This is a genomic window from Agarivorans sp. MS3-6 (assembly GCF_054112545.1).
In genome coordinates, this window is sequence record NZ_CM134202.1 from 3,441,392 (window position 1) to 3,463,561 (window position 22,170).

The 22,170-nt window shown below is 43.3% G+C and carries 24 protein-coding genes; 12 read left to right on the plus strand and 12 right to left on the minus strand.

The window, feature by feature from the left end; translation table 11 throughout:
• Positions 1 to 46 precede the first annotated feature (46 nt).
• Together bfr (ACVFI8_RS15840) and bfr (ACVFI8_RS15845) are read left to right on the plus strand one after the other, a co-directional pair.
• Positions 47 to 526 (plus strand): bacterioferritin, encoded by a 480-nt coding sequence (gene bfr, locus ACVFI8_RS15840; protein ID WP_248712620.1) that lies wholly within the window; start codon positions 47 to 49, stop codon positions 524 to 526.
• The gene (bfr, locus tag ACVFI8_RS15845) at positions 526 to 993 is read left to right on the plus strand and encodes a bacterioferritin (RefSeq protein WP_248712619.1); all 468 of its coding nucleotides are present in this window, start codon (positions 526 to 528) and stop codon (positions 991 to 993) included. The genes bfr (ACVFI8_RS15840) and bfr (ACVFI8_RS15845) overlap by 1 nt, the downstream gene beginning before the upstream one ends.
• A gap of 44 nt (positions 994 to 1,037) precedes the next feature.
• Here the strand turns inward: bfr (ACVFI8_RS15845) and ACVFI8_RS15850 are convergent, their stop codons facing one another.
• Both ACVFI8_RS15850 and ACVFI8_RS15855 read right to left on the minus strand, forming a co-directional pair.
• Positions 1,038 to 1,709, minus strand: a complete 672-nt coding sequence (locus tag ACVFI8_RS15850) for an HAD family hydrolase (RefSeq protein WP_457871885.1) — start codon at positions 1,707 to 1,709, stop codon at positions 1,038 to 1,040.
• 103 nt (positions 1,710 to 1,812) lie between these two features.
• Positions 1,813 to 3,180 (minus strand): pullulanase-associated domain-containing protein, encoded by a 1,368-nt coding sequence (locus ACVFI8_RS15855; protein ID WP_457871887.1) that lies wholly within the window; start codon positions 3,178 to 3,180, stop codon positions 1,813 to 1,815.
• Between the two features lie 226 nt (positions 3,181 to 3,406).
• On the opposite strand from ACVFI8_RS15855, the gene ACVFI8_RS15860 reads away from it, so the two are divergent.
• On the plus strand, positions 3,407 to 4,450 hold the full coding sequence (locus ACVFI8_RS15860) for an NADP(H)-dependent aldo-keto reductase (RefSeq protein WP_457871888.1): 1,044 nt from the start codon (positions 3,407 to 3,409) through the stop codon (positions 4,448 to 4,450).
• Positions 4,451 to 4,482: 32 nt separating this feature from the next.
• Positions 4,483 to 5,097 carry a uracil-DNA glycosylase family protein gene (locus ACVFI8_RS15865; protein WP_457871889.1) on the plus strand — a complete coding sequence of 205 codons (615 nt, stop codon included), beginning with the start codon at positions 4,483 to 4,485 and terminating at the stop codon, positions 5,095 to 5,097.
• Here the strand turns inward: ACVFI8_RS15865 and ACVFI8_RS15870 are convergent.
• Positions 5,094 to 5,924, minus strand: coding sequence for an AraC family transcriptional regulator (locus ACVFI8_RS15870; RefSeq protein ID WP_457871890.1), 831 nt, complete (start codon positions 5,922 to 5,924; stop codon positions 5,094 to 5,096). The genes ACVFI8_RS15865 and ACVFI8_RS15870 overlap by 4 nt on opposite strands.
• 114 nt (positions 5,925 to 6,038) lie before the next feature.
• Here ACVFI8_RS15870 and ACVFI8_RS15875 point away from each other — a divergent pair, with 114 nt between their 5' ends.
• Complete coding sequence (locus tag ACVFI8_RS15875; protein ID WP_457871891.1) at positions 6,039 to 6,512, plus strand: YHS domain-containing (seleno)protein; 474 nt, start codon at positions 6,039 to 6,041, stop codon at positions 6,510 to 6,512.
• A gap of 36 nt (positions 6,513 to 6,548) precedes the next feature.
• Here ACVFI8_RS15875 and ACVFI8_RS15880 read toward each other — a convergent pair whose 3' ends face one another.
• Positions 6,549 to 6,848: a 4a-hydroxytetrahydrobiopterin dehydratase gene (locus ACVFI8_RS15880; RefSeq protein ID WP_248712612.1), complete on the minus strand. Its 300-nt coding sequence runs from the start codon at positions 6,846 to 6,848 to the stop codon at positions 6,549 to 6,551.
• Positions 6,849 to 6,887: 39 nt separating this feature from the next.
• Entirely contained in the window at positions 6,888 to 7,811 is a 924-nt protein-coding gene (locus ACVFI8_RS15885) for a hypothetical protein (RefSeq protein WP_457871892.1), read from the minus strand.
• A gap of 289 nt (positions 7,812 to 8,100) precedes the next feature.
• Here ACVFI8_RS15885 and ACVFI8_RS15890 point away from each other — a divergent pair, with 289 nt between their 5' ends.
• Both ACVFI8_RS15890 and ACVFI8_RS15895 read left to right on the plus strand, forming a co-directional pair.
• Positions 8,101 to 10,299 carry a malate synthase G gene (locus ACVFI8_RS15890; protein WP_457871893.1) on the plus strand — a complete coding sequence of 733 codons (2,199 nt, stop codon included), beginning with the start codon at positions 8,101 to 8,103 and terminating at the stop codon, positions 10,297 to 10,299.
• A 42-nt stretch (positions 10,300 to 10,341) separates the two neighbouring features.
• A complete protein-coding gene (locus tag ACVFI8_RS15895) occupies positions 10,342 to 10,965 on the plus strand; it encodes a hypothetical protein (protein WP_457871894.1) in 624 nt (207 codons plus the stop codon).
• A gap of 45 nt (positions 10,966 to 11,010) precedes the next feature.
• Here ACVFI8_RS15895 and ACVFI8_RS15900 read toward each other — a convergent pair whose 3' ends face one another.
• Together ACVFI8_RS15900 and ACVFI8_RS15905 are read right to left on the minus strand one after the other, a co-directional pair.
• Positions 11,011 to 12,135, minus strand: a complete 1,125-nt coding sequence (locus tag ACVFI8_RS15900) for a DUF481 domain-containing protein (RefSeq protein ID WP_457871895.1) — start codon at positions 12,133 to 12,135, stop codon at positions 11,011 to 11,013.
• A gap of 164 nt (positions 12,136 to 12,299) precedes the next feature.
• Positions 12,300 to 12,770, minus strand: coding sequence for a WbuC family cupin fold metalloprotein (locus ACVFI8_RS15905; protein WP_248712607.1), 471 nt, complete (start codon positions 12,768 to 12,770; stop codon positions 12,300 to 12,302).
• 152 nt (positions 12,771 to 12,922) lie between these two features.
• Between ACVFI8_RS15905 and ACVFI8_RS15910 the strand changes: the two genes are divergently transcribed.
• The gene (locus ACVFI8_RS15910; RefSeq protein ID WP_457871896.1) at positions 12,923 to 13,333 is read left to right on the plus strand and encodes a GFA family protein; all 411 of its coding nucleotides are present in this window, start codon (positions 12,923 to 12,925) and stop codon (positions 13,331 to 13,333) included.
• 7 nt (positions 13,334 to 13,340) lie between these two features.
• On the opposite strand, the gene ACVFI8_RS15915 is transcribed toward ACVFI8_RS15910, so the two are convergent.
• Complete coding sequence (locus ACVFI8_RS15915; protein WP_457871897.1) at positions 13,341 to 14,360, minus strand: helix-turn-helix domain-containing protein; 1,020 nt, start codon at positions 14,358 to 14,360, stop codon at positions 13,341 to 13,343.
• A 237-nt stretch (positions 14,361 to 14,597) separates the two neighbouring features.
• Between ACVFI8_RS15915 and ACVFI8_RS15920 the strand changes: the two genes are divergently transcribed.
• Both ACVFI8_RS15920 and ACVFI8_RS15925 read left to right on the plus strand, forming a co-directional pair.
• A complete protein-coding gene (locus ACVFI8_RS15920) occupies positions 14,598 to 15,470 on the plus strand; it encodes an EamA family transporter (RefSeq protein ID WP_457871899.1) in 873 nt (290 codons plus the stop codon).
• Between the two features lie 77 nt (positions 15,471 to 15,547).
• A complete protein-coding gene (locus ACVFI8_RS15925) occupies positions 15,548 to 15,751 on the plus strand; it encodes a hypothetical protein (protein ID WP_248712603.1) in 204 nt (67 codons plus the stop codon).
• Here ACVFI8_RS15925 and ACVFI8_RS15930 read toward each other — a convergent pair.
• From ACVFI8_RS15930 to rsmC, 4 genes are all read right to left on the minus strand, one after another.
• Positions 15,748 to 16,026 carry a late competence development ComFB family protein gene (locus ACVFI8_RS15930; RefSeq protein WP_248712602.1) on the minus strand — a complete coding sequence of 93 codons (279 nt, stop codon included), beginning with the start codon at positions 16,024 to 16,026 and terminating at the stop codon, positions 15,748 to 15,750. The two genes, ACVFI8_RS15925 and ACVFI8_RS15930, sit on opposite strands and share 4 nt — an antisense overlap.
• Positions 16,027 to 16,101: 75 nt before the next feature.
• Positions 16,102 to 17,574 (minus strand): glycogen synthase GlgA, encoded by a 1,473-nt coding sequence (gene glgA / locus ACVFI8_RS15935; protein WP_457871901.1) that lies wholly within the window; start codon positions 17,572 to 17,574, stop codon positions 16,102 to 16,104.
• Positions 17,575 to 17,666: 92 nt separating this feature from the next.
• Entirely contained in the window at positions 17,667 to 18,887 is a 1,221-nt protein-coding gene (gene glgC / locus ACVFI8_RS15940) for a glucose-1-phosphate adenylyltransferase (protein WP_248712600.1), read from the minus strand.
• A gap of 135 nt (positions 18,888 to 19,022) precedes the next feature.
• Positions 19,023 to 20,054, minus strand: a complete 1,032-nt coding sequence (gene rsmC, locus ACVFI8_RS15945) for a 16S rRNA (guanine(1207)-N(2))-methyltransferase RsmC (protein WP_457871902.1) — start codon at positions 20,052 to 20,054, stop codon at positions 19,023 to 19,025.
• A gap of 318 nt (positions 20,055 to 20,372) precedes the next feature.
• Between rsmC and dapA the strand changes: the two genes are divergently transcribed.
• Positions 20,373 to 21,245 (plus strand): 4-hydroxy-tetrahydrodipicolinate synthase, encoded by an 873-nt coding sequence (gene dapA, locus ACVFI8_RS15950; protein WP_248712598.1) that lies wholly within the window; start codon positions 20,373 to 20,375, stop codon positions 21,243 to 21,245.
• A gap of 84 nt (positions 21,246 to 21,329) precedes the next feature.
• The gene (locus ACVFI8_RS15955) at positions 21,330 to 22,154 is read left to right on the plus strand and encodes a diguanylate cyclase domain-containing protein (protein ID WP_248712597.1); all 825 of its coding nucleotides are present in this window, start codon (positions 21,330 to 21,332) and stop codon (positions 22,152 to 22,154) included.
• The last annotated feature ends 16 nt before the right edge of the window (positions 22,155 to 22,170 follow it).

Consider the following 22,170-nt stretch of genomic DNA (forward strand, 5'->3'; position numbering starts at 1 on the left):
GGTATATACTCATTGATTAGATAATTGATGAGTAAGGAGCGTGCTAATGAAAGCTGAACCTACAATAATCGCCTTGTTAAATAAGGTGCTTACAAGCGAGTTAACCTCAATCAATCAATATTTTCTGCATGCCAGAATGTATCGCAACTGGGGCTTTGATGCGCTAAATGAAAAAAACTACAAAAAATCAATTAAGGATATGAAACAGGCCGACAAATTGATGGAGCGGATCCTGTTTTTGGAAAGTTTACCGCATGTACATATGCTGGGCAGCCTGCGTATCGGCGAGTCCACAGAAGAGATGCTGCAATGTGATATGGATTTTCAACTAGAGCAGTTGCCAATCCTCAAAGAGACGATAGCGGCTTGTGAAGCTGCCAGAGATTTTGTTAGCAGAGATTTAGTCGAAGATATTCTAAGTTATGAAGAAGATCACATAGATTGGATTGAAACCCAACAATATCAAATAGAAAAAATGGGTATAGAAAACTATTTAGCGGCGCAAATTACCGAAGGAGACGACTAATGAAGGGTGATAGTGAAGTCATAGATGCTCTTAATCGACTGTTAATGAACGAATTAACCGCGATGGATCAATACTTTATACACTCAAGAATGTATGAAGATTGGGGGATCAATAAACTTTATGAGCGCATTGATCATGAGTTTGATGATGAAAAAGGTCACGCATCATTACTTATTCAACGCATTCTTTTTTTAGAGGGAACTCCTGATTTGACTCAGCGAGAGCCACTGCGAGTAGGTAAAGATGTGCCAAGCATGTTAGAGAACGACTTAAAGGTAGAGTACGAGGTAGACGCTTTACTGAAAAGCACGATGGCTTTATGTGAAACTAAGCAAGACTACGTGACTCGGAATATGTTGCAAACATTGATCGACGATACCGAAATGGATCATGCTTATTGGTTAGAGCAACAGCTTGGAATGATCAAGAAAATTGGTTTAGAAAACTATATCCAAAGCCAGCTCTGATATCTAGTTAGGCCGACGGTGGATGCTGTCGGTTTTTGACAGTCTTAGTCTCGATGTTGGTGTGTCTGCCAATTTAGTATTGGCCAGCCTTTTTGTTTAGCTAAAAGACTAAGTTGAGGGCAAGGATTAACGGTGTAAGCTATGTCTACATGCTCTAGCATTGCTTGGTCGTTTATCGAATCGGAATAGAAATACAACGTAGTGTAGTGCTCGCGTTGTTCTGTTTGCCATTCTTGCAAGCGCATTACTTTGCCAGCTCTATAGCTGGCAATGCCTTCTATGTTAGCACTGTAGCGGTGATCATCCAGCACGAGATCAACACCAATACAGTGCTTAACTCCTAATAACTCAGCGGCAGCTTTTACGATGAAACTGACGGTAGCAGAGATAATTAAAATAGTTTTCTGCTGGGCCGTTAGCTGAGCTAATAATTGCTTGGCATCAGGATATATCAGCTGGCTTATATCTCGTTTAACAAACTCAATCACCAGCTTATCTATAAATGCTTTATCGAGGTGCTGTATGGGTTGCAGGCTAAATTGGATGTATTGCTGCAATTGCAATTCACCTAAGGCGTATAGCCTCATTAGCTCTGTATCTTTAGCGAGAAAACGGCTGTCTGTAATGAGACCTTTGTCCACTAGAAATTTGTGCCATAGCATTCCACTATCGCCAGCAATTAGGGTTTCATCTAAGTCGAATATATACAGTTCCAAAGCTTCCTCGGCTAAACGGCGTTACATGGCATGGACAGTTAATTAACACATTAAATCGTTTACAGCTAGGCAGAAAAAAGGCCAGCTTAGCTGGCCTTGATTGTTATGCAGTATCTTTCTTCAGATTTTCGGGTAAGCCGTCGGGTAGGGGGGCCCAACTGCGCTGTTGTGCTTCGCCATGAAGAACTTTGCGTAGTTTTTCATTCGCGGCTGCAGCGTAAATCTTCTCAGTTTTAATTTCTTCTTCTTTACGCTTGATGGCATCTTCCATATCAAACTGTAAATCTTTATAGCGCTTGCTTGTTGCTACGAAGACCAAACCAATCAATACCACTAGCACAGCGACTACGGCACCAAATAACCACCAAGCAATTCCTGACTGCTGAGGTTGACCGCTGCTTTCAGCTCGTTGTACTAACTCAACAATATGCGCACTCAACTTATTGTTTTGCTCACGCAGTTCGTCGCGTTGAGTTTGTAACTGGCTGAATTGTTCTTGCAGCTGTTTCTGTTGCCCAACATCGACATTGTTTTCAGTAATGGTTTTTTGTAGACCGAGCATTTGCTCATTAAGGCCTGCTAACTGCGTCTCTAATTGCTGATTGCGTTCAATCAGTTTTTGTTCCGCATTACTGCTACCAGCTTGCTCCACCTGGCTGTATAAGCTCTGGTTGGTTGCTGTTAGCGTTCTATTTTCATTACTAACTTTATCATTTAGTTGTAGTAAAGCTTGGTAATCAATCAGTTTACTATTTAAGTCATTCTGTAAACGCTGGTTGATTTTCTGCGTATCATTTAACGCAGATTGAAGTTTACTAATGGTTCGATTCTTCTTGTTTAAGTCGTCTTTGAGAACGGCTAAAGTTCGCTTCATTTCTGGGCTAGTCGTGCTTTTAGCTACCGCTTTTGGCTTAGGCTTAGGCTTCGCGACAGTTTTAGTTGCAGCAACCGTTGCGGTGGTAGCCGCTTTTGGCGCTTTTGGCACTGGCGGTGGCAATACCGCGCTAGCTTTTGTTGTGGTTGTTGCTTTTTTGGTTGTGCTTGCCGTATTGCTATATTTAGCGGGCAAAGACGTGTAGATCTTAGGGTCTTTCTCCACAATCCAAATGTTTAAGCCATGTTTACTTTTAATCCACTTCCACTCTTCAACACCCATATGGTGTGAAGCACCATTGGTAAGCGTGTAAGAAAATTGCTTAGCGTCGTTTCTTACTGGAATGGTAAATGCCACACCAAAGTCATCAAATTTGCTAGGCATTAATGGTGTATCGGGCGTAGTGCCCTTTCTTAAACGGAAATCGGTACGAGCGCCGACTTCTTTTCCGTTAACCATTTCTTCGCCAGCCCAAATGTGTAGGCCCCAACCATCGTAGTTGTTTGCTGTACTTTTGTAGTGCACGGTAACGTTAGCCGCAGTGGCAACTGTACTGATACACCAGAAAAGTAAAATAAATATGGATGCTCTTTGCACAATTACTCCATTAACTTGTTTAAGCTGCATGAAAGCATAATAACTAAAAAAACAGTAAAGAAGTAGCAAGTAGATCACCAATACAGTGTTAAATTTTAAAGAAAAATTGACACAGCTCCGATCTCTGAATCATTTCGGATAAAAATTGTACAATTTTTCATCTCTTTTAATTATGGGTTACGATGACTGATGATTCGCTTAGATTAAACCGATTGAGGAATAAGTAATGAAATATCGCCGTTTAGGACACTCTACTTTAGACGTCAGTGAAATTTGCTTAGGTACGATGACTTGGGGAGAGCAAAATACTCAGGCCGAGGCTTTTTCTCAACTTGATTTTGCGTTAGCTAACGGGGTTAATTTTGTTGATACCGCCGAAATGTATCCCGTTCCCCCTCAACAAACCACTCAAGGTGATACAGAAACCATACTCGGCCATTATATGAAGCAGCGTGATAATCGTGACGAGATTATCTTGGCGTCTAAAGTCGCGGCACCTTCTGGCAGTGATCGTGGCGGGTATATTCGTAGTGACATGACGTTAACTTGGAACAGCATTCATCAGGCGGTAGAAGATTCTTTGAATCGTTTACAGACCGACTATTTGGATTTATATCAGGTGCATTGGCCGGATAGGGCAACTAACTTTTTTGGTCAATTGAACTATTCACATAACGAGGATGCCGCTCAAACGCCGATTATTGAAACCTTAGAAGCATTAGCAGATTTGGTAAAAACCGGAAAAGTGCGCTACTTGGGAATATCTAATGAAACCCCTTGGGGAGCGATGCGTTACATTCAGTTGGCAGAAAAACACAATTTGCCAAAAATAGTGTCGGTACAAAACCCATATAATTTACTCAATCGTAGCTATGAAGTATCAATGGCTGAAATATCGCACCGTGAGAACCTACCGCTACTTGCTTACTCTCCCTTAGCGTTTGGTGCGTTGACGGGTAAGTATCTAAACGATCAATGGCCAGAAGGTGCTCGTTTAACCTTGTATAAACGTTTTGCCCGTTATGGCTCTGAGAGAGCCCAGAAAGCTATTCAAGCTTATGTTGATCTTGCTAAAGAGTTCGGACTTAGTCCTGCCCAACTGGCTTTAGCCTTTGTCAACCAGCGTAGCTTTGTTGCCTCTAATATTATTGGTGCTACCAACCTAGAGCAATTAAAAGAGAATATTCAAAGCAGTCAAGTAGTCATTTCTGATGATATGGAGCAACGTATGCAAGAGTTGGGTGACGAACACCGTATCCCTTGTCCGTAAAGAATGACTGTAAAACTGAAGCCAGAACGACGATGAATAAGGGCGCAGTCATTGACCCAATCCAGCCACTAACCGGGTTGTTAGCAGACATTCGAGCCTGTCGTTTATGCGCTAAGCAATTTGAACCTCGGCCGGTTATTCAGGCCTCGAAAGAGGCTCGCTTACTTATTATTGGTCAAGCACCGGGATTAAAAGTCCACCAAAGTGGAGTGCCATGGGATGATGTGAGTGGTAAACGCCTTCGAGAGTGGTTGGGCATTGATGAGGCAATCTTTTATAACCCGCAACATGTGGCGATTGTCCCCAGCGGGTTTTGTTACCCCGGTAAAGGCAAGCACGGGGATTTGCCTCCGCCCAAGATATGTTTTGCCACTTGGCATCAACAGGTCTTGGCTGCGTTGCCAGAAGTGAAGCTTACCTTGCTCATCGGTCAGTATGCGCAAGCTCTTTATCTACCTAATGCCACTCAACGCAAACTGACTGATAAAGTTGCGAATTTTGAACAGTTCAGCCAGCTGGGCATTTGGCCTCTACCTCATCCTTCGCCAAGAAATCGTCATTGGCTCGCTGCCAACCCTTGGTTTGAGCAAACCTTGTTACCCAAGCTAAAAATGGCGATTAGCGAGCTGCTGTTTAATAAGGCTTAATGTTCATTTAGTTGTTTTTCAAGCCATTGTTTGGGCGATAGTTCAATTCGACTCCGAAAGGCTCGGTTGAAACCCGATACGCTTTGGTAACCCACCGCCGTCGCTGTCCAAGCGATAGATTTACCACTTTTTAGTAGTTGCTGAGCATGGTTTATTTTCCAATCTACTAAGTAATCCCCTGGCGAGCTGCCAATCACTTTAGTAAAGGTTTCCATAAAACTGGTTCGTGACATGCCTGCTTGCTGGGCTAAGGACTCAATCGAATGAGGCGCCGCTGGACTAGCGTGTAGTAAGGCCAGCGCTAAAGAAAGTTTAGGGTGCATTAAACCAGCAATTATCCCTGTATCTGCTTGTTGTTGATTCAGATGATGACGCAGTAATAGGGTGATCAGAACTTCAACCAAGTGATCCATTATGACTAGCGCCCCTTCTTCTGGGGCGAACGCTTCAGCAAAGAGTAATTCGATGGTGCTAGACAATTGTGGCTGTTGCCCTAGCGCTAATACCAGTTGTGGAGGCAAGGCATTGGCTAAAGGGCTGCTAGTGTTGTTGCCATATCTTACGGTAGCGCACACCAGTTCAGCGGGTTGTTCATCATCGACTATCAGCCTATGTGCTAAGGGTTTAGGGAAAAAAATTAAACTTGGTTGGTCTACCGTTATTGTTTGTTTAGCATATTGAACTGATAGCTTTCCTTGTTTGAGCACATGAATATGACCCACCAACTCTTGGCTATTTTCAATGGTCGATAAACCACATAATTGACCAGAGTAAAAGACCCCTGCGGTTACCGAAAACTGTCGTAGCAAGGTGGATAAATGGTCCATCAATAACACTCCGTACTTTTCGCACCAACAAGCGGACGATTGTATCCCAATAGACCGGGCTAAGGCGTTAAATTTTCATCATCGCAGTTAGCGGTTACTTTATGGAGAAAGACAATGAACAAATTGAAAGCAGCTATTCGTTATACCACTCTTGTTACGGCCTTGGCGTTTAGTGGATTGAGTTTTGCCGCTGATGTCGGCATCAGCGTGGATAGTAATGACTTGGCGATTAAGGGGTATGATCCGGTAGCTTATTTTTCTAGCGGCCAGCCCACACAAGGCACGGCTGATTTTTCGGCAACTCACAATAACGCCATTTATCACTTTTCTTCTGCTAGCAATCGAGATGCATTTAAAGCAGAACCAGCCAAATACGCACCGCAATACGGTGGTTATTGCGCATTTGGCGTAGCCATGGAGAAAAAGTTTGAAACTGACCCAAATGCTTGGAAAATTGTCGACGGTAAACTTTACCTGAATCTAGATAAAAAAGTACAACAGCGCTGGTTGGAAAACACCCATGAATTGATTGTAGATGCTAACCAAAACTGGCCTGAAATAAAGCCGATTGATGCGGCTAAGTTATAGCTTTTAATTGCCACCGAAACAGAGCGCGTCGGTGGCTTAGTAGTATTGCTGGTAAAGCTCTTCTATTAGCTTAGCCAGTTTAAAGTCCCGTTCACTCACCCCGCCTAGTTCATGAGTCGTTAGGCTTATATCTACTTTGTTATAGCAATTGCTCCAATCTGGGTGGTGGTTTTGTTGCTCGGCGTAATCAGCCACTCTTCCCATAAATTCAAAAGCTTGAACAAAGTCTTTAAATTGGTAGTTGTTTGAAATGGCATTATCTTGGTATTGCCAGTTAGGTAAGTGTTTCAGAGCCCTCTGTATCGCTGGCTTACTAAGCACTTGTTGCTCTGCCATTGTCATCTCCAAAATGGTCGGTGTTCTATTGAGCCTAGGTTAGCTTGAGCGATATGCCAGTTTGACTAACATGGGCAATAGATAAATAGGCAACTGTATCGCCCCCATATAAATCATATATTCCGCCCCCAAAAAACTACCCGTAACGCTATAAGTGAGCAGTACATTGCGATTGGTAGCAGTGATAGCGCTAATTATTGCCAAGTCTTTTCCTTGTCGTAGATAAAGCCAAAAGCTACTAACAAATAGTAATGTGGATATGCTACTCGCAATTAGCAAATATTCTAATGCTAGGCTGGGACGGGCATTAAACACCTCTCGAAATGCCCCCATAAGGCCCAAAGGAAAGAAAAAAACCAATACGATGGTAAAAGGGCGAATTCGTATCAAGGCTTGCTCAATCAGTTTTGCCTTAATTAGCTTATGGCAAAGTAAGCTAACAATGATGGGAAGAAGGATAAAAATCGCTAAACGTTGACTGTATACCTGTAAATCCAGTGTTAGCTGCTCAGCGCCACTGAAGCGGCTAAAAATAAAGCCATTGAGCAGCAATATAAAAGGCATTAAAAGGGTCGACGCAATTGTCATCGCCATGCAGCGCTGCGCATCTAAACCTAAAGAACGCACAATGGCAGGGCTGGCGAATAAAGACCCGGTGGCGCAGGTAGCGGCTATTGCTAAATATAACTGGCTATTGATGTTTAGCAGCCAAACTAACAACATGACTAAAGCGGTAACCCCTAAAGTATGCCAAAGGGCGTATAGCCATACCGACACCTGGCACAAATCTTTTACTAAAGTCCCTATGTGTAGGCTGACAATGGTGAGCAACATTAAGCCAAACAATACGCTTGGTAAATAAGGCAGTAGCGCGTTTGAAAACTGAGGGAAGCTAAAACCGATGATGACACAGCTTGCCAGTAATTGAGTTGAATATCGAGAAATTAGCGCTAGCAAATCCATGCCTCTTTATGTAGTTAAATCATAGTATTAGATATTGAATTTTAGTATGTTGAGTTTGACGCTTCATACGACTTTAAACAAGTGTTTGAAAAATGTTATCAAAGAGTTGTATGATTGCAAATGCGACATTTGGCCAATGGTAAAGCCATACTGATATGTGGGATGCTAGCCTGACACCTATTTTGTATCTTTTTTGGGGTGCAAATTTATCTTAATACAGGGTTACATTAACTAAAACGCTAAGCATAAGCTAATGCTAAATAATAACTATAAATTAAGGGAACAATTGATGAGTAAGCTGACCAACAAGGAATCCAACTATCTACCACTAAAACACTTTCAAGTATCAAGTTTGCTGTACCAGTTTATAAATCAAGATGTATTGCCTGGTACGGGTGTCAATGAAGCGGCATTTTGGTCTGATTTAGAAAGCTATTTATTGCAGTTTACCCCTAACAATAAAATACTTTTGGCTAAGCGTGATGCATTGCAGGCTCAAATAGATCAATGGCACGCTCAACACCCTGCGCCATTTTCCGCCGATGTTTATCAGCAGTTTTTACGCAGTATCGGCTATCTTGTGGAGCAACCCACTCATGTTAGTTTAGACACTTCAAAAGTTGACCGAGAGTTGGCTTTATTAGCGGGGCCCCAATTGGTGGTGCCGGTAATGAACGCACGTTACGCCTTAAACGCCGCCAATGCGCGCTGGGGCAGCTTGTATGATGCTTTATATGGCACTGATGTACTTGACCAAAGCGGTGAGTTGGCACCAGGTGCAAGCTACAATCCCGCTCGTGGGGCCGCGGTGATCGCCTATGGGCGCGCATTCTTAGATGAACACTGTCCTCTGGCGCACGGTAGCCATACAGACGCCACAGACTACAGGGTGTTGTCTGGAGGTTTACTGGTTTGTTTAAAAGATGGCTCCAATACCACCCTAGTCGAAGCTTCTCATTTTGCTGGCTATCAAGGTGAAGCCGAGCAACCCAAGGTTATCTTACTTCAGCAGCATGGCTTGCATATTGAGATTCAGTTTGATGCTGAGCACCAAATTGGTTCACAGGATACCGCAAACATAAAAGACATTGTCTTAGAGTCAGCACTGACGACTATCATGGACTGTGAAGATTCTATTGCTGCGGTTGATGCTGCAGACAAAGTTGCGGTATATAAAAACTGGCTAGGTTTAATGTGCGGGAATCTAAGTGAATCGCTGACAAAAAATAATAAGACAATCACTCGCCAGTTAGCGCCAAATCGTCATTACATTAATGCCCAAGGGCATGGCTTTAGCTTAAGTGGCCGTTCTTTGATGTTTGTGCGTAATGTTGGCCACTTGATGACCAGTGATTTGATGCTTGATGCTGACGGCAATGAAGTTCCAGAAGGGCTGCTAGATGCAGTGTTTACCAGTTTAATAGCTAAGCACGACTTGCTCGGAAATAGCCCTTATCGCAATTCGCGAGAAGGCTCTATCTACATTGTGAAACCTAAGATGCATGGCCCAGAGGAAGTGGCTTTTAGTAACCAAGTTTTTTCTGCGGTGGAAGAGTTATTAGGTTTAGCCGCCAATACCATTAAACTAGGCATTATGGATGAAGAGCGCCGCACCAGTGTAAACCTAAGTGCGTGTATCGCTGAAGCGAATCAACGGGTGGTCTTCATTAATACGGGCTTTTTAGATAGAACCGGCGACGAAATCCATACCAGTATGTGTGCTGGCGCGATGGTGGCAAAAGGAGACATTAAAGAAAGCGCTTGGATTAAAGCCTATGAACTTAATAACGTAGAGGCCGGATTAGAGTGTGGTTTACTCGGTAAGGCACAAATAGGCAAAGGTATGTGGGCAATGCCGGAAATGATGGCTGCGATGATGCAGACTAAACAAGCGCATCCAAAAAGTGGCGCAAGTACAGCTTGGGTTCCTTCGCCTACCGCCGCTACCTTGCACGCCATACATTATCATCAAGTCGATGTATTTAGTATTCAGCAGCAACTAGTTGCACAATTGAACCAATCGAATAAGCAACGCTTGGCTGATTTACTCACCCCGCCTTTGGCGATAGAAACCACGTGGACAGAGCAACAGCTAATTGCCGAGTTGGATAACAACATTCAAGGTATTCTAGGTTACGTGGTGCGTTGGGTTGAGCAAGGAGTGGGTTGTTCAAAAGTCCCTGATATTAACGGCGTAGGTTTAATGGAAGACCGAGCAACTTTACGTATCTCTAGCCAGCATGTCGCCAACTGGCTGAAGCATGAGGTGGTGAGTGAAGCGTTAGTTAAGCAACGTTTTGAAGTGATTGCCGCTTTAGTTGACCAGCAGAACAGTGGTGACCCTCTATACCAAAATATGGCTGGTAATGTTGCCGATAGTTGCGCATACCAAGCCGCGCTCGATTTAGTCTTTAAAGGTTGTGAGCAACCAAGTGGTTACACTGAACCGCTGTTACATGCTTGGCGACGTAAGTTTAAAGCAAGCTAGTCCCTCAAAAAACGCCCTATAGAATGCCCCCAATATTTGTATATGCAATTATTGGGGGCGTTCAATTTATATATCATAGTGCTTGATTTTCCTGCACAAACGGCAGCGAATGTTCAATTTGGCTTACTAGGTTTAGCTACCGCTATATCAAACGGTAACGCAATGATTGTAAACAACAAGGTTGAAGACCCTGCATTAGACATCGCCCGTGAACTAGCGAATGGATTGAGTAATAGTTATCGCGTTAAAGTGATTGACGATGATTCACGAGTAGTAAACACGCCTGAATTACCCAATGTAATTAGCTTATACAGTGAATATGATTATATTTTGGATTTACGTACACTAAGCTGGAGTTCCATTTACTATCCTAGTGATTGGGATAACTACCGAGTGAGTTATCAAGTTCATGCGCGCTTAATTGACCGAGAAAAAGGCAATGTTATTGTAGAAGAAGTTTGTAACAATATGCCCGAGTATGAAGATACAGAAAAAGCGCCGTCTTACGCAGAGCTGGAAAAGGGTGATGCCTTAAAGCGAGAGTTAGCACGATCAGTGGAATATTGTGTCGAGCATATTAGAAATTTGGCGAAGCTGAGTAATACCACTAATGCTAATACTGTAAAAGTAGAAGATATTACGCCTACAGAAACCAAAACATTGTAATTTCTGGTTTGTTTTTCACATGGGGGGAGTAATTCTCCCCAAACATTAGAAGTCTAAGCCAATCCCAACGACAAGGCGGTAGTCGTTTTTAACGGGCGTAATGTCGTCAGCATCTGCTGTTGGCGAGTCGGTATAGTCCCAAATAAAGTCGATATCTAAATCTAAATCATCGGTAATATCAATAGCTAGATTAACCAAGTTGTGATGTTGATAACCACCGGTTTTTTGTTGTGATAAGGTCATTTGATAGTCGTGGGTTAACTCAATATCTTTAGTGATATCTATTTCGAAATTAGAGCCAAAAGATAAACCCAAGCTGCTTTCTTTATCAGAACTGCCAGAACTTACTTCTTGAAATCGCGTTTGTTGCCAAGATGGACCAATTGATAGCTCCCACTTTTTATCGTCATCATCCACCGCTATATAACCTACCTGTGAGGCCAGCTGGGACTGTAGCTTGATGTTTTTAAGCGGCGCATGGTAAAAGTCGGCCAAAATGGGGCGAAAAAACCAATCATGATGCTTGTATAAATCGTGAGACAAGGTGATGCGATGGTTACGTGCGGTGGTTTCACTGTTCGATTCAGAAATCACCCCAAGATAGGTAATGATCGTTCGATTTAATGCAGTTTTACGCTCGCTATTTAACTTACCATTGATTTCTAGGGTATTGGTATTACCACTCGCTATGTTGGCACTTAGGGTGGCTTTGTTTTCCCAGCGGTCGGCTTCGCTTTCGGCTACTCGATATACCGAAATTACATCGTAACGAGAGGCATGGTGCGTATCCTTGCCAACAATAGTAACTTTATCTTCATTCACCATTAAGCGGCCTCGTACCACGCCTAAACCCCGCAAGTTTACCTGATACCACTTTGCAGTGCGTAAGCGGTGGATGTCATCAATGTCTATGGTGAGATCATCGAGCTCGTCACTGTCGAACAATGCTTCCTTTTGGTATAGCTCTTCTAACTCTCCTTGAATCACTTCACCTGAATCTAGCTGGATCCAATCTTTATCTTCATCAAGATCGAGCGCACTGAAGTAGTCGTGCTGAAATTGCTCGCTGATCGACGGTATATTGTCCGGAAGGTCAGTTTGCTCGGTTTCTGCTCTCAATAAAGGGCTGAGAACGAAACTGAAGAGTAGCGGCAGAACAAAGGGGCGCATTAAATTTCCTGTACTCCATCAAGCAACATTGAGTTTAGTGCTTTGATAGTAGCGGCTTTTTATTGATTACGGAATATGCTGTTAAGCCAATTAGACTATTTGTTTGAAAAAGCTTTAGGCCGCATAGTCACCTAAAGCTCACTTTTTGTAATAGTTTTTGGTGACTATTTTACTTGGGCCTTACGCATCCATTCACGGTATTGATCGGCCTCTTCATCGCCTTCGGCGGGTGACCAAGGGGCAAAATCTTCCTTTGGAGTGGGGACGTAAGCGCCTTCTTTAATCTCTAAACCCACAGTTCCAGTTTGCATACAAGCATAACCATGCCAAGTGTTAGGTGGGATTTCAATCGCTCGGTTGGTGGCGGGTGACAAACTATGGCGCTGGGTAAGCTGGCCTTCATCATTAAAGATCAATAGATCTAATTGCCCTTTCAGGACCAAAAATAATTCCCACTTGTGGGCTTCGCTATGGCGATGTGGGCGCATGTAGGTATCTGGTTCGGTAGCGATGAATAGGCGCTGTACATTAGCGTCTAAGCTATCGTGCACATTGTGGTGGCTACGTTGGCGGGGCGCTGCTTTTGCATTGTCGCTAAAGGTCGAGAAATCCTTATCGCTAATGATTTTTAACATCGAAGCTATTCCTATCTAGAATGTTATTAGCGCTATATCTGGCGCTATAAATGAACTGACATAATGGTGGCACAATAAAGTTCACTCAACAATTGCTGATTTAAGGGGTAGAGTGAAGTATTAAGCCGATTGTTTACTGCTAGAGGAAAGTTATGACGATATATTCAGGGAAGTGCTTATGTGGCCAGATATCCTATCAAGTCACGCAATTGGAGCCGCGCATGGGGCATTGCCATTGCAGCATGTGTAGAAAGTTTCATGGCGCGGCATTTGCGACTTATGGCGAGGCGAAGGCTGAACACTTTAGCTGGTTGAGTGGTGTGGAAAAACTGCAACAATATAAAGCTCATAATGGCACCATTCGTCAATTTTGCGGGACTTGCGGTTCCAGTTTAACCTTCGCACCCGCCAATGACGATGGCCAGTTTATCGAATTTAGTTTAGCGACCCTAGACACTGATATTGCGCTAAAACCCGATGCACATATCTTTGTTGCCAATAAAGCAAATTGGAATGACATTTGTGACAACTTACCACAGTTTAAACAAGGCAGGGTGGAGTAGAGCCCCGCTAGTTAACGGGGGGGGTGTTTAAGCTTTGCAAGTATTGATGGGGAGTAATACCGCGTAAACGTTTAAAGGCGCGGCAGAAACTTTGTTGATTGCTGTATGCTAGGCGCTCTGAAATGTCTTCAATCTGATAACCTTTGAACAGATACTGGATGGCCTCATTACACAATACATAGCTAGTCATCGACGAAAAATTCCAGCCATGGGCTAATAAACGACGTTGTAATTGTTGCCGAGACATATCCAAACAGTCCGCTAAAAAGGCCACACTCGGTCTACCGTAATAGCGCGAGAAGTTAATCAGGGAATAGAGTGATTTTGCCATGTCGTGCGGTTGTGGAATATTCACTAATTCATCTAACTGGGCGTCATTTAAGCGCAATGGTGCTTGCTTTTGCCATTGGCTTTCATTGTTGGGCGCGATCACAGAGTTATTAAGCCACACTTCGGTTTGCGCTGTACCGACATTTACCTTACAACCAAAAAATGCTTCTAATCGAGATTTGTCCCTTGTAGGACCTGTTAAGTTAACTTGCAGTGGAACAAACTTGTCACCAAGATAATGGCGTAGCATGTTTACCATCATTAGGGCGACGCGAACACTGTCGTGCAAACGCCCTTGCTTGTGTACAAAAGGGTTAAGGTAACACCATTTAATAATATGACCCGATTGCAAACCGTGGAATGTACAACCTGACTGCAAACATGAGGTTCCATAGTTGATGCGACGAAAGGTGATCGCTAAATCAGGGGTATAATAAACCCAGTTGTTAAAGTGCTGAATATTCTCAAAGCGCAAGTAGGGAGATAACTTAAGCATAAATAGCGGGTCTTCGCTTAGCCGTTCAGCTAGCTCTAACCAGTGATTACACATAGTTTGAGGGACCAAGGACAGCGGTTCTTCCAGCAGTTTATCGGGGATCCCTAAGTCTTGACTGCTAATGCCGTATTCAGCCTTTAATCCATCAATGATCGGCTTGATAAAATTTAATCGAATAAACGAAATGTTAAAGTCTTTCATTACGTCTCACTTCTTACCTCTACAGTCTGAATCAATATTTGGGCTTTATGGATTCAAAGTGTCTATGTATGGCTATTGTAGGCTATCAACCAGGGTAATGGGTAAGATTTAATTGACGATCAAAGCCGAATGCTCAACGTTAAGGCGAGGGCGAGCTTTGACCCCGCCACCAACCAATAGTAGGCTGAAGCTTTGCGGAGAATGCTGAATCAAACGCTATGAGGTGATAGGGATTGTATGAAACCATTGGATGTGTTTTTCGCCTTGTTGGTGGCAACTATTTGGGGGGTAAATTTTTCGGTTATAAAATTTGGCTTAATGGAGTGGCCGCCGGTGTTATTTTCGGCGCTGCGTTTTGCCGTTGTTGCTATCCCAGCGGTGCTAATTGTTCCTTTCCCAAAAACAGCAGTGCGTAACGTACTGGCTGTTGGCGTTTTTCTTGGCGTGATAAAGTTTAGTTTGTTGTTTATCGCTATGAAGGTAGGAGCTTCCGCGGGCTTAGCCTCTCTATTGTTACAAGCACAGGTGATGTTCACCATTTTACTAAGCTATATATGGTTTAAGGAAAAAATCACCGTTTACCAGCTGCTAGGGATCATCATTGCCTGTGGTGGCTTCGCGTTATTTTTTAGCAACAGCTCGGAAAATTTAACGTTGCTTAGTATGCTCTTACTGCTACTTGCGGGGTTGTCTTGGGCGGTATCTAATCTTTTTATGAAACGAGCGGGTGGGGTTAATGTATTGCACTTTATGGTGTGGGTAAGCCTTGTTCCCCCCTTACCTTTGCTGCTGTTTTCTTATTTATTTGAATCAAAGCAACCAATAGCATTATTGCTGAACGCGCAATGGACTACTTGGTTGGCTTTGGCCTATGTCGGCTTTATTTCTACGCTGCTTGCGTTTGCTTTATGGGGGCGTTTGTTGACGAAATATAGTGCGGCAACAGTCACCCCTTTTGCTTTATTGGTTCCGGTGGTGGGAATGCTCACCGCCAGTTTGGCATTTAACGAACAACTAACGATTATAGAATGGATGGGAACCTGTTTCGTATTGTTGGGCCTAATCAGTTGTGTATTTGGAGCAAGCCTACGCACTTGGCTTGCGCGTTAGCCAATTCGCGTGATTAGCAATTGTAAGTAAAACCTTGAGGCTCTAAAGTGAGCATAAAAATAGCGTGGGATAATAAAATGTCAGGATTTAAAGAACTGAACAAGCGTAGTGCTAACTCGTTTCAGCAACAGCGCCAGGTGATTAAACAAGTACTAGCGGGTAAAACCAAATTGTGTGAAAGCTGTAAGCAACCTTTGTTTGTGGTTTTACCTAATCAAGAAAAAACACCCGGGGTCTATTGTGGCAAGGGCTGTACAGCGATTGAACTTGAAATATCTTAATCGCGGGGGCCTTTACGACGGTCCTGTTCGAGAAACTTAAGCCCTTCTTCAATCGCTACCTTAGTTTTTTCTACTAATAGCACCCGTTCTTCGTCACTAATTGCACTTAGTACATCAACGTCATGCCTGATGTAACGCGGTGGTAAGCGGTTAAGTACCAAGCAACATAAGTCTTGCAAGGTATCTAAATCACAGCGCTTTTGAATGTTTAAGGCATGTAGTTGTTCACCTACTAGGAACTCAGTAAAGTTATGAATTTCCTCTGATAAGCGCATGTAAATTCCTCAAATAAATGTATGTCTTCAGGTTACATAAGAATAGTCAGAGTCGCTAGACTCTGACAGATAATATTATTGTTGTTGAACCGGACTCACATTTAGCGCTTCATTATACAGCGCCTCGTATTGCCAAACAGACTCTTGCCAATGGAAGCGAGACTTCATTGCGCGGTGGCGCATTGCTTGAAATTCTTCGGGGTGCTCTAGATATAGCAACAATGCTCGGCGTAAGATATTGAGTAGATCTGCTGGCTCTGGATCATAGAAAATATGTCCGGTTGCTTGGCTTGGATCTTCATCATAATCGACAACCGTATCTTTTAAACCACCCACTCCGCGAACTATAGGTAAGGTCGCATAAGCCAAACTATACATTTGGTTTAAGCCGCAAGGCTCAAATAGAGAAGGCATCAGGAAGAAGTCTGCCCCTGCTTCAACTAAATGGGCTAGTTCATTACTGTAAGCGTGAATAAAGCGAAGCTTATCAGGCCATTGTTTTTCCAGCGCTTCTAGTTCGCCCACAATGCCACTATCACCGGTCCCAACAATCACAACTTGTACATTATGACGTAAAAACTGTTGTAGCGCTGGTAGCAATAAGTAGAACCCTTTCTGTTCCGTTAAACGGCATACCATCCCAAATATCGGCACATCAATCTGAGCAAGATTAGTTTTCACCTGCAAAGTATGACGACAGACCGCTTTGCCGCTGAGATCGCTGCTTGAATAATTGGTGGGTAATAAGTGATCAGTAGCGGGATCCCAATCAGAATAATCACAGCCGTTCAAAATGCCGACTAGGTCTGCTCTTCGCTGTTCGAAATAGTCACATAAACCGTGAGAGCCTAAGCGAGTGAGTAGCTCTTGTGCATAGTTAGGGCTAACAGCATTGATTTTGTCGGCGTAACGGATCCCTGCTTTCAGTAAGTTTAAGCAATTATAGCCATCCAATATTTGGTCAACTAGGCCATCAGCTAAACCTTCAAGAAGGTGAAACTGGTGTTTTTCAAAGATGCCTTGGAATGCGGCATTGTGGATAGTTAATACCGATTTACTATTACAAAAGAACGGGTGATGGGCATACTTTTGCTTGAGAAGATAAGGGATTAAAGCAGTGTGCCAGTCGTTACAATGAAAAATATCAGGCTTAAAGTCTAGTGCTTCAGCGACTTGAAAAACCGCCCTAGAGAAAAAAGAGAAACGTTCGCCATTATCATCATAGGCAAACTCGCCTTCGCTATATAATTGATCCCGTTCGAAATAAGCATGTTGCTGGATAAGATAAACGGGGACATCTTCAAGCATTAAACGATAAACAGAATATTCGATGTCATCATGATTAGTGTGTAAACGTAAGTCGAAGAGTTTTTCAGCTTCATCATGGCGCTTTAAGGTTTTATAGAAAGGCATGATAATTCTTACGTCTTGTCCATGTTCCTTTAGGGCAAGAGGTAAAGATTTAGCCACGTCAGCTAAACCGCCTGTTTTAGCAAGGCTTTCAACTTCAGAGGCTATAAATAATATCCTGACAGGATTGGCTGTCACAGAGAGCTCCTTAACTATTAAGGCACCTAGGGTGCCTTAAATAAGTTCATATTAGAGTAATTGCTTGTCTATTTACAAGGTGACTTGGTCAATTAAAAGCCAACTTTAGCGTTTTTCGGTATCACTACAATTCCTTCTGGAGATACCGTAAAACGTTTGCGATCTTCTTCTAAATTTTCTCCGATAATGGTTCCGGGGGCAATTTCAGCATTTTTGTCGATGATTGTTCGACGAATCTGACAGCCTTCGCCAATTCTACAATTAGCAATTAACACCGACTCGCTAATGACCGAGCCCGGGCGAACGTGGCTTCTGAAACCAAGTACACTGCGGTTAACCTCTGAACCTAAAACAAAACTACCCGCAGATATCAGAGATTGGCTGATACTTACTTTTTTGTCTCCTACATCCTTAAAGGTTGCTGGTGGCAATGGAGGGTAATGGGTGTGCAGTGGAAATTTAGGGTTGTATAGCGAAAATGGTGGCTCTTCATCTAATAAGTCCATGTGAGCCGCCCAATAGGCATCTAAGGTACCTACATCACGCCAATAGCCGCTAGTTGTCTCACCTGGTATGTCGTTTTGAGTAAAGTCGTAAGCGAATACATTACCCTTTGGGTAGAGCTTTGGAATGATGTCGTGGCCAAAATCATGCGTAGAATTGTCTTCTTTAGCATCATCGTAGAGTGATTCTAATAAGACTTTACGTTCAAATACGTAGTTGCCCATAGAGGCCAGTACATGGTCAGGGTCGCCAGGAATGGTTTTAGGGTTTACTTTAGGTTTTTCTTCAAAACCAATCATTCTCCCCTCTACGTCGACTTCGATGATACCAAATTGGTCGGCTTGCTCTTTAGGCACCTTAATGGCGGCTACAGTTAGGTCTGCTTCTTTACGGCGATGTTCATCTACCATTTGACGAACGTCCATCTTGTAGATGTGGTCGCTACCAAAAATACAAACGTGATCAGGCTCATTTATCTCAATAAATCGCGCATTTTGGTAAATGGCATCAGCGGTTCCGTCGTACCAGCGTTTACCCACTCGCATTTGAGCGGGAACCGCGTCAATAAAGCGGTCAGTAATGCCTGATAAGTGCCAAGCTTGGCGTAAATGGATATTTAGTGATTGCGATTTAAACTGAGTGAGAACATAAATTTTTAAAAAATCAGAGTTAACAAAGTTATTTAAGGCGAAGTCGATAAGCCGATAGCTCCCCCCAAAAGGAACCGCGGGTTTAGTGCGGCTATCTGTTAGCGGATAAAGGCGTGTGCCTTCTCCACCCGCGAGGATCATTGTAAGAATTCCAGCCATGGGACCTAGTACCTCTATTTAAATTTTAAGTTATGAAATCGTTTTCACGTAATCAGTCTAAGTTTCCAGATATTTGCTCTAATGTAAACAGCAGAATAGTCGTTTTAATAAATCCATAATGAAAATAGTGATTTTCTATATGCAACAACGCAAAATCTTGAATTTTTTGTTATCTAGCTTGCTTTCACAGCGAGAGAAGTGTTGCTTAATAATTGCTTCATACTGAAGAAAACTATTTGCCACTAACCATAATTCGCCGTTAGCGTTTAAATGCTGTTTTGCTTGAATAAGAAACGTTTCAGTTGTTTCATATTGCGTATCAATACCAGCATGGAATGGCGGGTTAGTAACGATAAAATCAAAGCGTTGACCCACCTCGCTTAATCCATCTGAAGCAAGTACTGTTCCATCTAGCGAGTTTGCTGCTAAAGTTGCTCGGCTGCTAGCTACAGCAAATGCACTAACATCGAGCAGCGTGATATCGATTTCATAACGAAGCGCCAAGCTTGCACCAATAACGCCCGCGCCGCACCCAAAGTCGAGCACCGAGCCTCGCATAGGCGGTAGTTGCTCAAGTAAAAGTTGGCTGCCGTCGTCTAGTTTCCCATGGTTAAATACGCCAGGCATAGATTTAACACTCAAGCTTTTATCGTCAGCGGGAATGGTGAACTCTGATTGCCATTGCTCGGCAACAAACGGAGGGGCCGCTTGGGTTAACTCTCCATGATAGAGCCCACAGCGGCGAGCACTATCAATTTTGTTCATCTTAACCCCAAATTCGGCAAGTAGTTTTTCACAACTCTTTACTCCGCCTCTATTCTCGCCAACCACAAAAATACTTGCGCCAATTTGCAGTTGCGGTAATAGCTGAGCAAATAGGTAGGCCGCTTCTTGTTTTGCTTTGGGCATAAACAACAGCAGGGCGTTGCTATCAGGGTTTATCACTGGGGTCGCTGAAAACTGACTAGTGAGCCTACGGTGTTGATTAGCTTGGTAGTAGCTGTATTGCCCATAGTGAGTACAGCATAGTTGTAAGGATTCAACCTGTTCTAATAGTGATAAAGGGTAGTTGTCGGCTAACTGACCTGCTACAACTAAGTGTTGTTGAGCAAATAAATTGTCATGACGGGCGAGTACTTGGCTGGTGGTATGTAGCGAGGTGTTCATAGTTAGGCTTTATCACGGTATTTAATGGTGGCAATAATAGGAAGTTTTCACAGAAAAGGCTATCTCATCGCAGTTACTATGGATTTATTTTTCAGGTTACTTGACTTTTAGTGCGTGCTAAGGAAACTAGCTAGTAAGATTTTCGTTGTTAAAGGACTGCACTGTGTTGCCACTTTCTTTAGAGTTAAAGAAGTATAAACGGCCCGAAATAAAAAACGGGTGGTTAATGGCTGGGTGTTATTAAAACGAAACAACATTTTTGAACCCGGCCACTGTGACCGGGTTTTTTTATTTTTGAAGTAAGTTGATGGAGCGGGCATGTTTAGAGGATCGATTGTAGCGCTAGTTACTCCCTTTACAGAAGGCGAGGTGGATTATGCGGCGATTCGCGAGTTAGTTGAATGGCATATTAATCAAGGGACTCACGGTATTGTACCAGTAGGTACGACTGGTGAAAGCCCCACTTTAAGCCATGACGAACATATCGCGGTGGTAAGAGCGGTAGTTGAACAAGCTAAGGGAAGAGTACCTGTTATCGCTGGCGCGGGGTCTAATAACCCGGTTGAAGCGATTGAATATACAAAGGCTGCTCAACAAGCTGGAGCCGACGCGACATTGCATGTGGCGGGTTATTATAACCGCCCAAATCAAGAAGGCCTTTACCAACACTTTAAGATGTTGCATGACGCGACCGATATTCCGATTGTTTTGTATAACATTCCACCTCGTGCGGTGGTGGATTTGAGCCCCGTGACCATCGCTAAGTTGGCTTTGTTACCCCGTATCGTCGGTGTGAAAGACGCTACCGGTGATTTATCACGACCGTTGTTTGAACGTCAATTAATCAGTGCTGACTTTTGTTGGTTAAGTGGTGAGGATGCAACCGCAGTCTCTTATAATTTGAGTGGTGGCCAAGGGTGTATTTCTGTCACCGCTAACGTTGCACCCAAGTTATGTTCGCAAATGCAACAAGCCACTTTAGATGGTGACTATGCGAAAGCGAGTGAGATTCAAGACAAGTTGATTCCTTTGCATCAGGCGATGTTTTTGGAGCCAAGCCCTGCCGGTGCTAAGTACGCCATGTCTTTGCTTAACAAATGTAAAGCCGAGTGCCGTTTACCCGTAACTGAGTTGTCTGACACCACCAAGAGCCGCATCCGCAAGGAAATGGAAACTCTTGAGTTGATATAGGCTTATCAAGCAACGTTAATTTAGGCTGAGCATGCTCAGCCTTTTTTGTGCCTGTTAAATAGCAAAACAATACGAGTAAGCGAAGTGAATAGCTTTGCTACACTCTATGTAAACACTGAAAAAGGACGTGGCGTGGCGGATGTAGATCTTGTGAGCTTTTTTCATAGTATTGTGGAAACGGATAGTGGTTATTGGTTGTTTCAGCCAAATGATGATCTCGTGACTGTACGTTACCCTTGGGTGGCCAATGAAACGGATAAAATGTCTTTAGAGCAATGGTTGCAGAAAATTGATATTCGGTGCCGGTCGGCTTTCCAGCAAGCGATGCATGCTAGCTTAAGCAATAACACGGCACTGGTTTGTCATTATTGCCATAGTGAAGATGAGTGGTTGCGCCTTCACGGTATGCCGGTTGAAATTCAGCAGCAACATTACTTGCTAGCCAGTGTATTACCCTTAACCATGCCGGTGATTAACGATGAGACTAAACTACGTGATCCGCAAAGTGGTTTGCTGTCTGCCCCTTTATTTCGTGAGTTGCTGATTCAAGCGATGCGTTTAAGCCAACGCAATCATGAACCCTTTGCCATTCTCACTTTGCATTACTCTAGCAATGACTCTTCGTTGGTGTGCGCTATTGTTGCCCAAGTTTTACAACAACAGTTGCGGCGTTCTGACAGTATCGCCCAATATAGTGATGGCGAGTTAATTGCTTTGTTATATGGGGCAAGCAGAGCCGCGGCCAACAGCGTGGCAGAAAAACTGACTTTACAGCTACAACAACAATTACAAGGCGTGTCTTTAGATAGTTTAAAAGTAGGGTGGGCCTACTATCCTGAGCATGGGGATAACGTAGATACTCTATTGGCTCATCGCTTAGATTCCGTAGAATTATTGTCGCCCTATTAATGTGTGGTTAAGCTTA

Excerpts from the sequence above, each read along its gene's own strand:
- ACVFI8_RS15915 (WP_457871897.1), bottom strand. The coding sequence starts at position 14,360 with ATGAAAGACTTTAACATTTCGTTTATTCGATTAAATTTTATCAAGCCG.
- ACVFI8_RS15895 (WP_457871894.1), top strand. The coding sequence starts at position 10,342 with ATGCAATTATTGGGGGCGTTCAATTTATATATCATAGTGCTTGATTTT.
- bfr (WP_248712620.1), top strand. The coding sequence starts at position 47 with ATGAAAGCTGAACCTACAATAATCGCCTTGTTAAATAAGGTGCTTACA.
- ACVFI8_RS15885 (WP_457871892.1), bottom strand. The coding sequence starts at position 7,811 with ATGGATTTGCTAGCGCTAATTTCTCGATATTCAACTCAATTACTGGCA.
- rsmC (WP_457871902.1), bottom strand. The coding sequence starts at position 20,054 with ATGAACACCTCGCTACATACCACCAGCCAAGTACTCGCCCGTCATGAC.
- ACVFI8_RS15890 (WP_457871893.1), top strand. The coding sequence starts at position 8,101 with ATGAGTAAGCTGACCAACAAGGAATCCAACTATCTACCACTAAAACAC.
- bfr (WP_248712619.1), top strand. The coding sequence starts at position 526 with ATGAAGGGTGATAGTGAAGTCATAGATGCTCTTAATCGACTGTTAATG.
- ACVFI8_RS15905 (WP_248712607.1), bottom strand. The coding sequence starts at position 12,770 with ATGTTAAAAATCATTAGCGATAAGGATTTCTCGACCTTTAGCGACAAT.
- ACVFI8_RS15875 (WP_457871891.1), top strand. The coding sequence starts at position 6,039 with ATGAACAAATTGAAAGCAGCTATTCGTTATACCACTCTTGTTACGGCC.
- dapA (WP_248712598.1), top strand. The coding sequence starts at position 20,373 with ATGTTTAGAGGATCGATTGTAGCGCTAGTTACTCCCTTTACAGAAGGC.
- ACVFI8_RS15860 (WP_457871888.1), top strand. The coding sequence starts at position 3,407 with ATGAAATATCGCCGTTTAGGACACTCTACTTTAGACGTCAGTGAAATT.
- glgC (WP_248712600.1), bottom strand. The coding sequence starts at position 18,887 with ATGGCTGGAATTCTTACAATGATCCTCGCGGGTGGAGAAGGCACACGC.
- ACVFI8_RS15930 (WP_248712602.1), bottom strand. The coding sequence starts at position 16,026 with ATGCGCTTATCAGAGGAAATTCATAACTTTACTGAGTTCCTAGTAGGT.
- ACVFI8_RS15925 (WP_248712603.1), top strand. The coding sequence starts at position 15,548 with ATGTCAGGATTTAAAGAACTGAACAAGCGTAGTGCTAACTCGTTTCAG.
- ACVFI8_RS15865 (WP_457871889.1), top strand. The coding sequence starts at position 4,483 with ATGAATAAGGGCGCAGTCATTGACCCAATCCAGCCACTAACCGGGTTG.
- ACVFI8_RS15870 (WP_457871890.1), bottom strand. The coding sequence starts at position 5,924 with ATGGACCATTTATCCACCTTGCTACGACAGTTTTCGGTAACCGCAGGG.
- ACVFI8_RS15900 (WP_457871895.1), bottom strand. The coding sequence starts at position 12,135 with ATGCGCCCCTTTGTTCTGCCGCTACTCTTCAGTTTCGTTCTCAGCCCT.
- ACVFI8_RS15880 (WP_248712612.1), bottom strand. The coding sequence starts at position 6,848 with ATGGCAGAGCAACAAGTGCTTAGTAAGCCAGCGATACAGAGGGCTCTG.
- ACVFI8_RS15920 (WP_457871899.1), top strand. The coding sequence starts at position 14,598 with ATGAAACCATTGGATGTGTTTTTCGCCTTGTTGGTGGCAACTATTTGG.
- ACVFI8_RS15910 (WP_457871896.1), top strand. The coding sequence starts at position 12,923 with ATGACGATATATTCAGGGAAGTGCTTATGTGGCCAGATATCCTATCAA.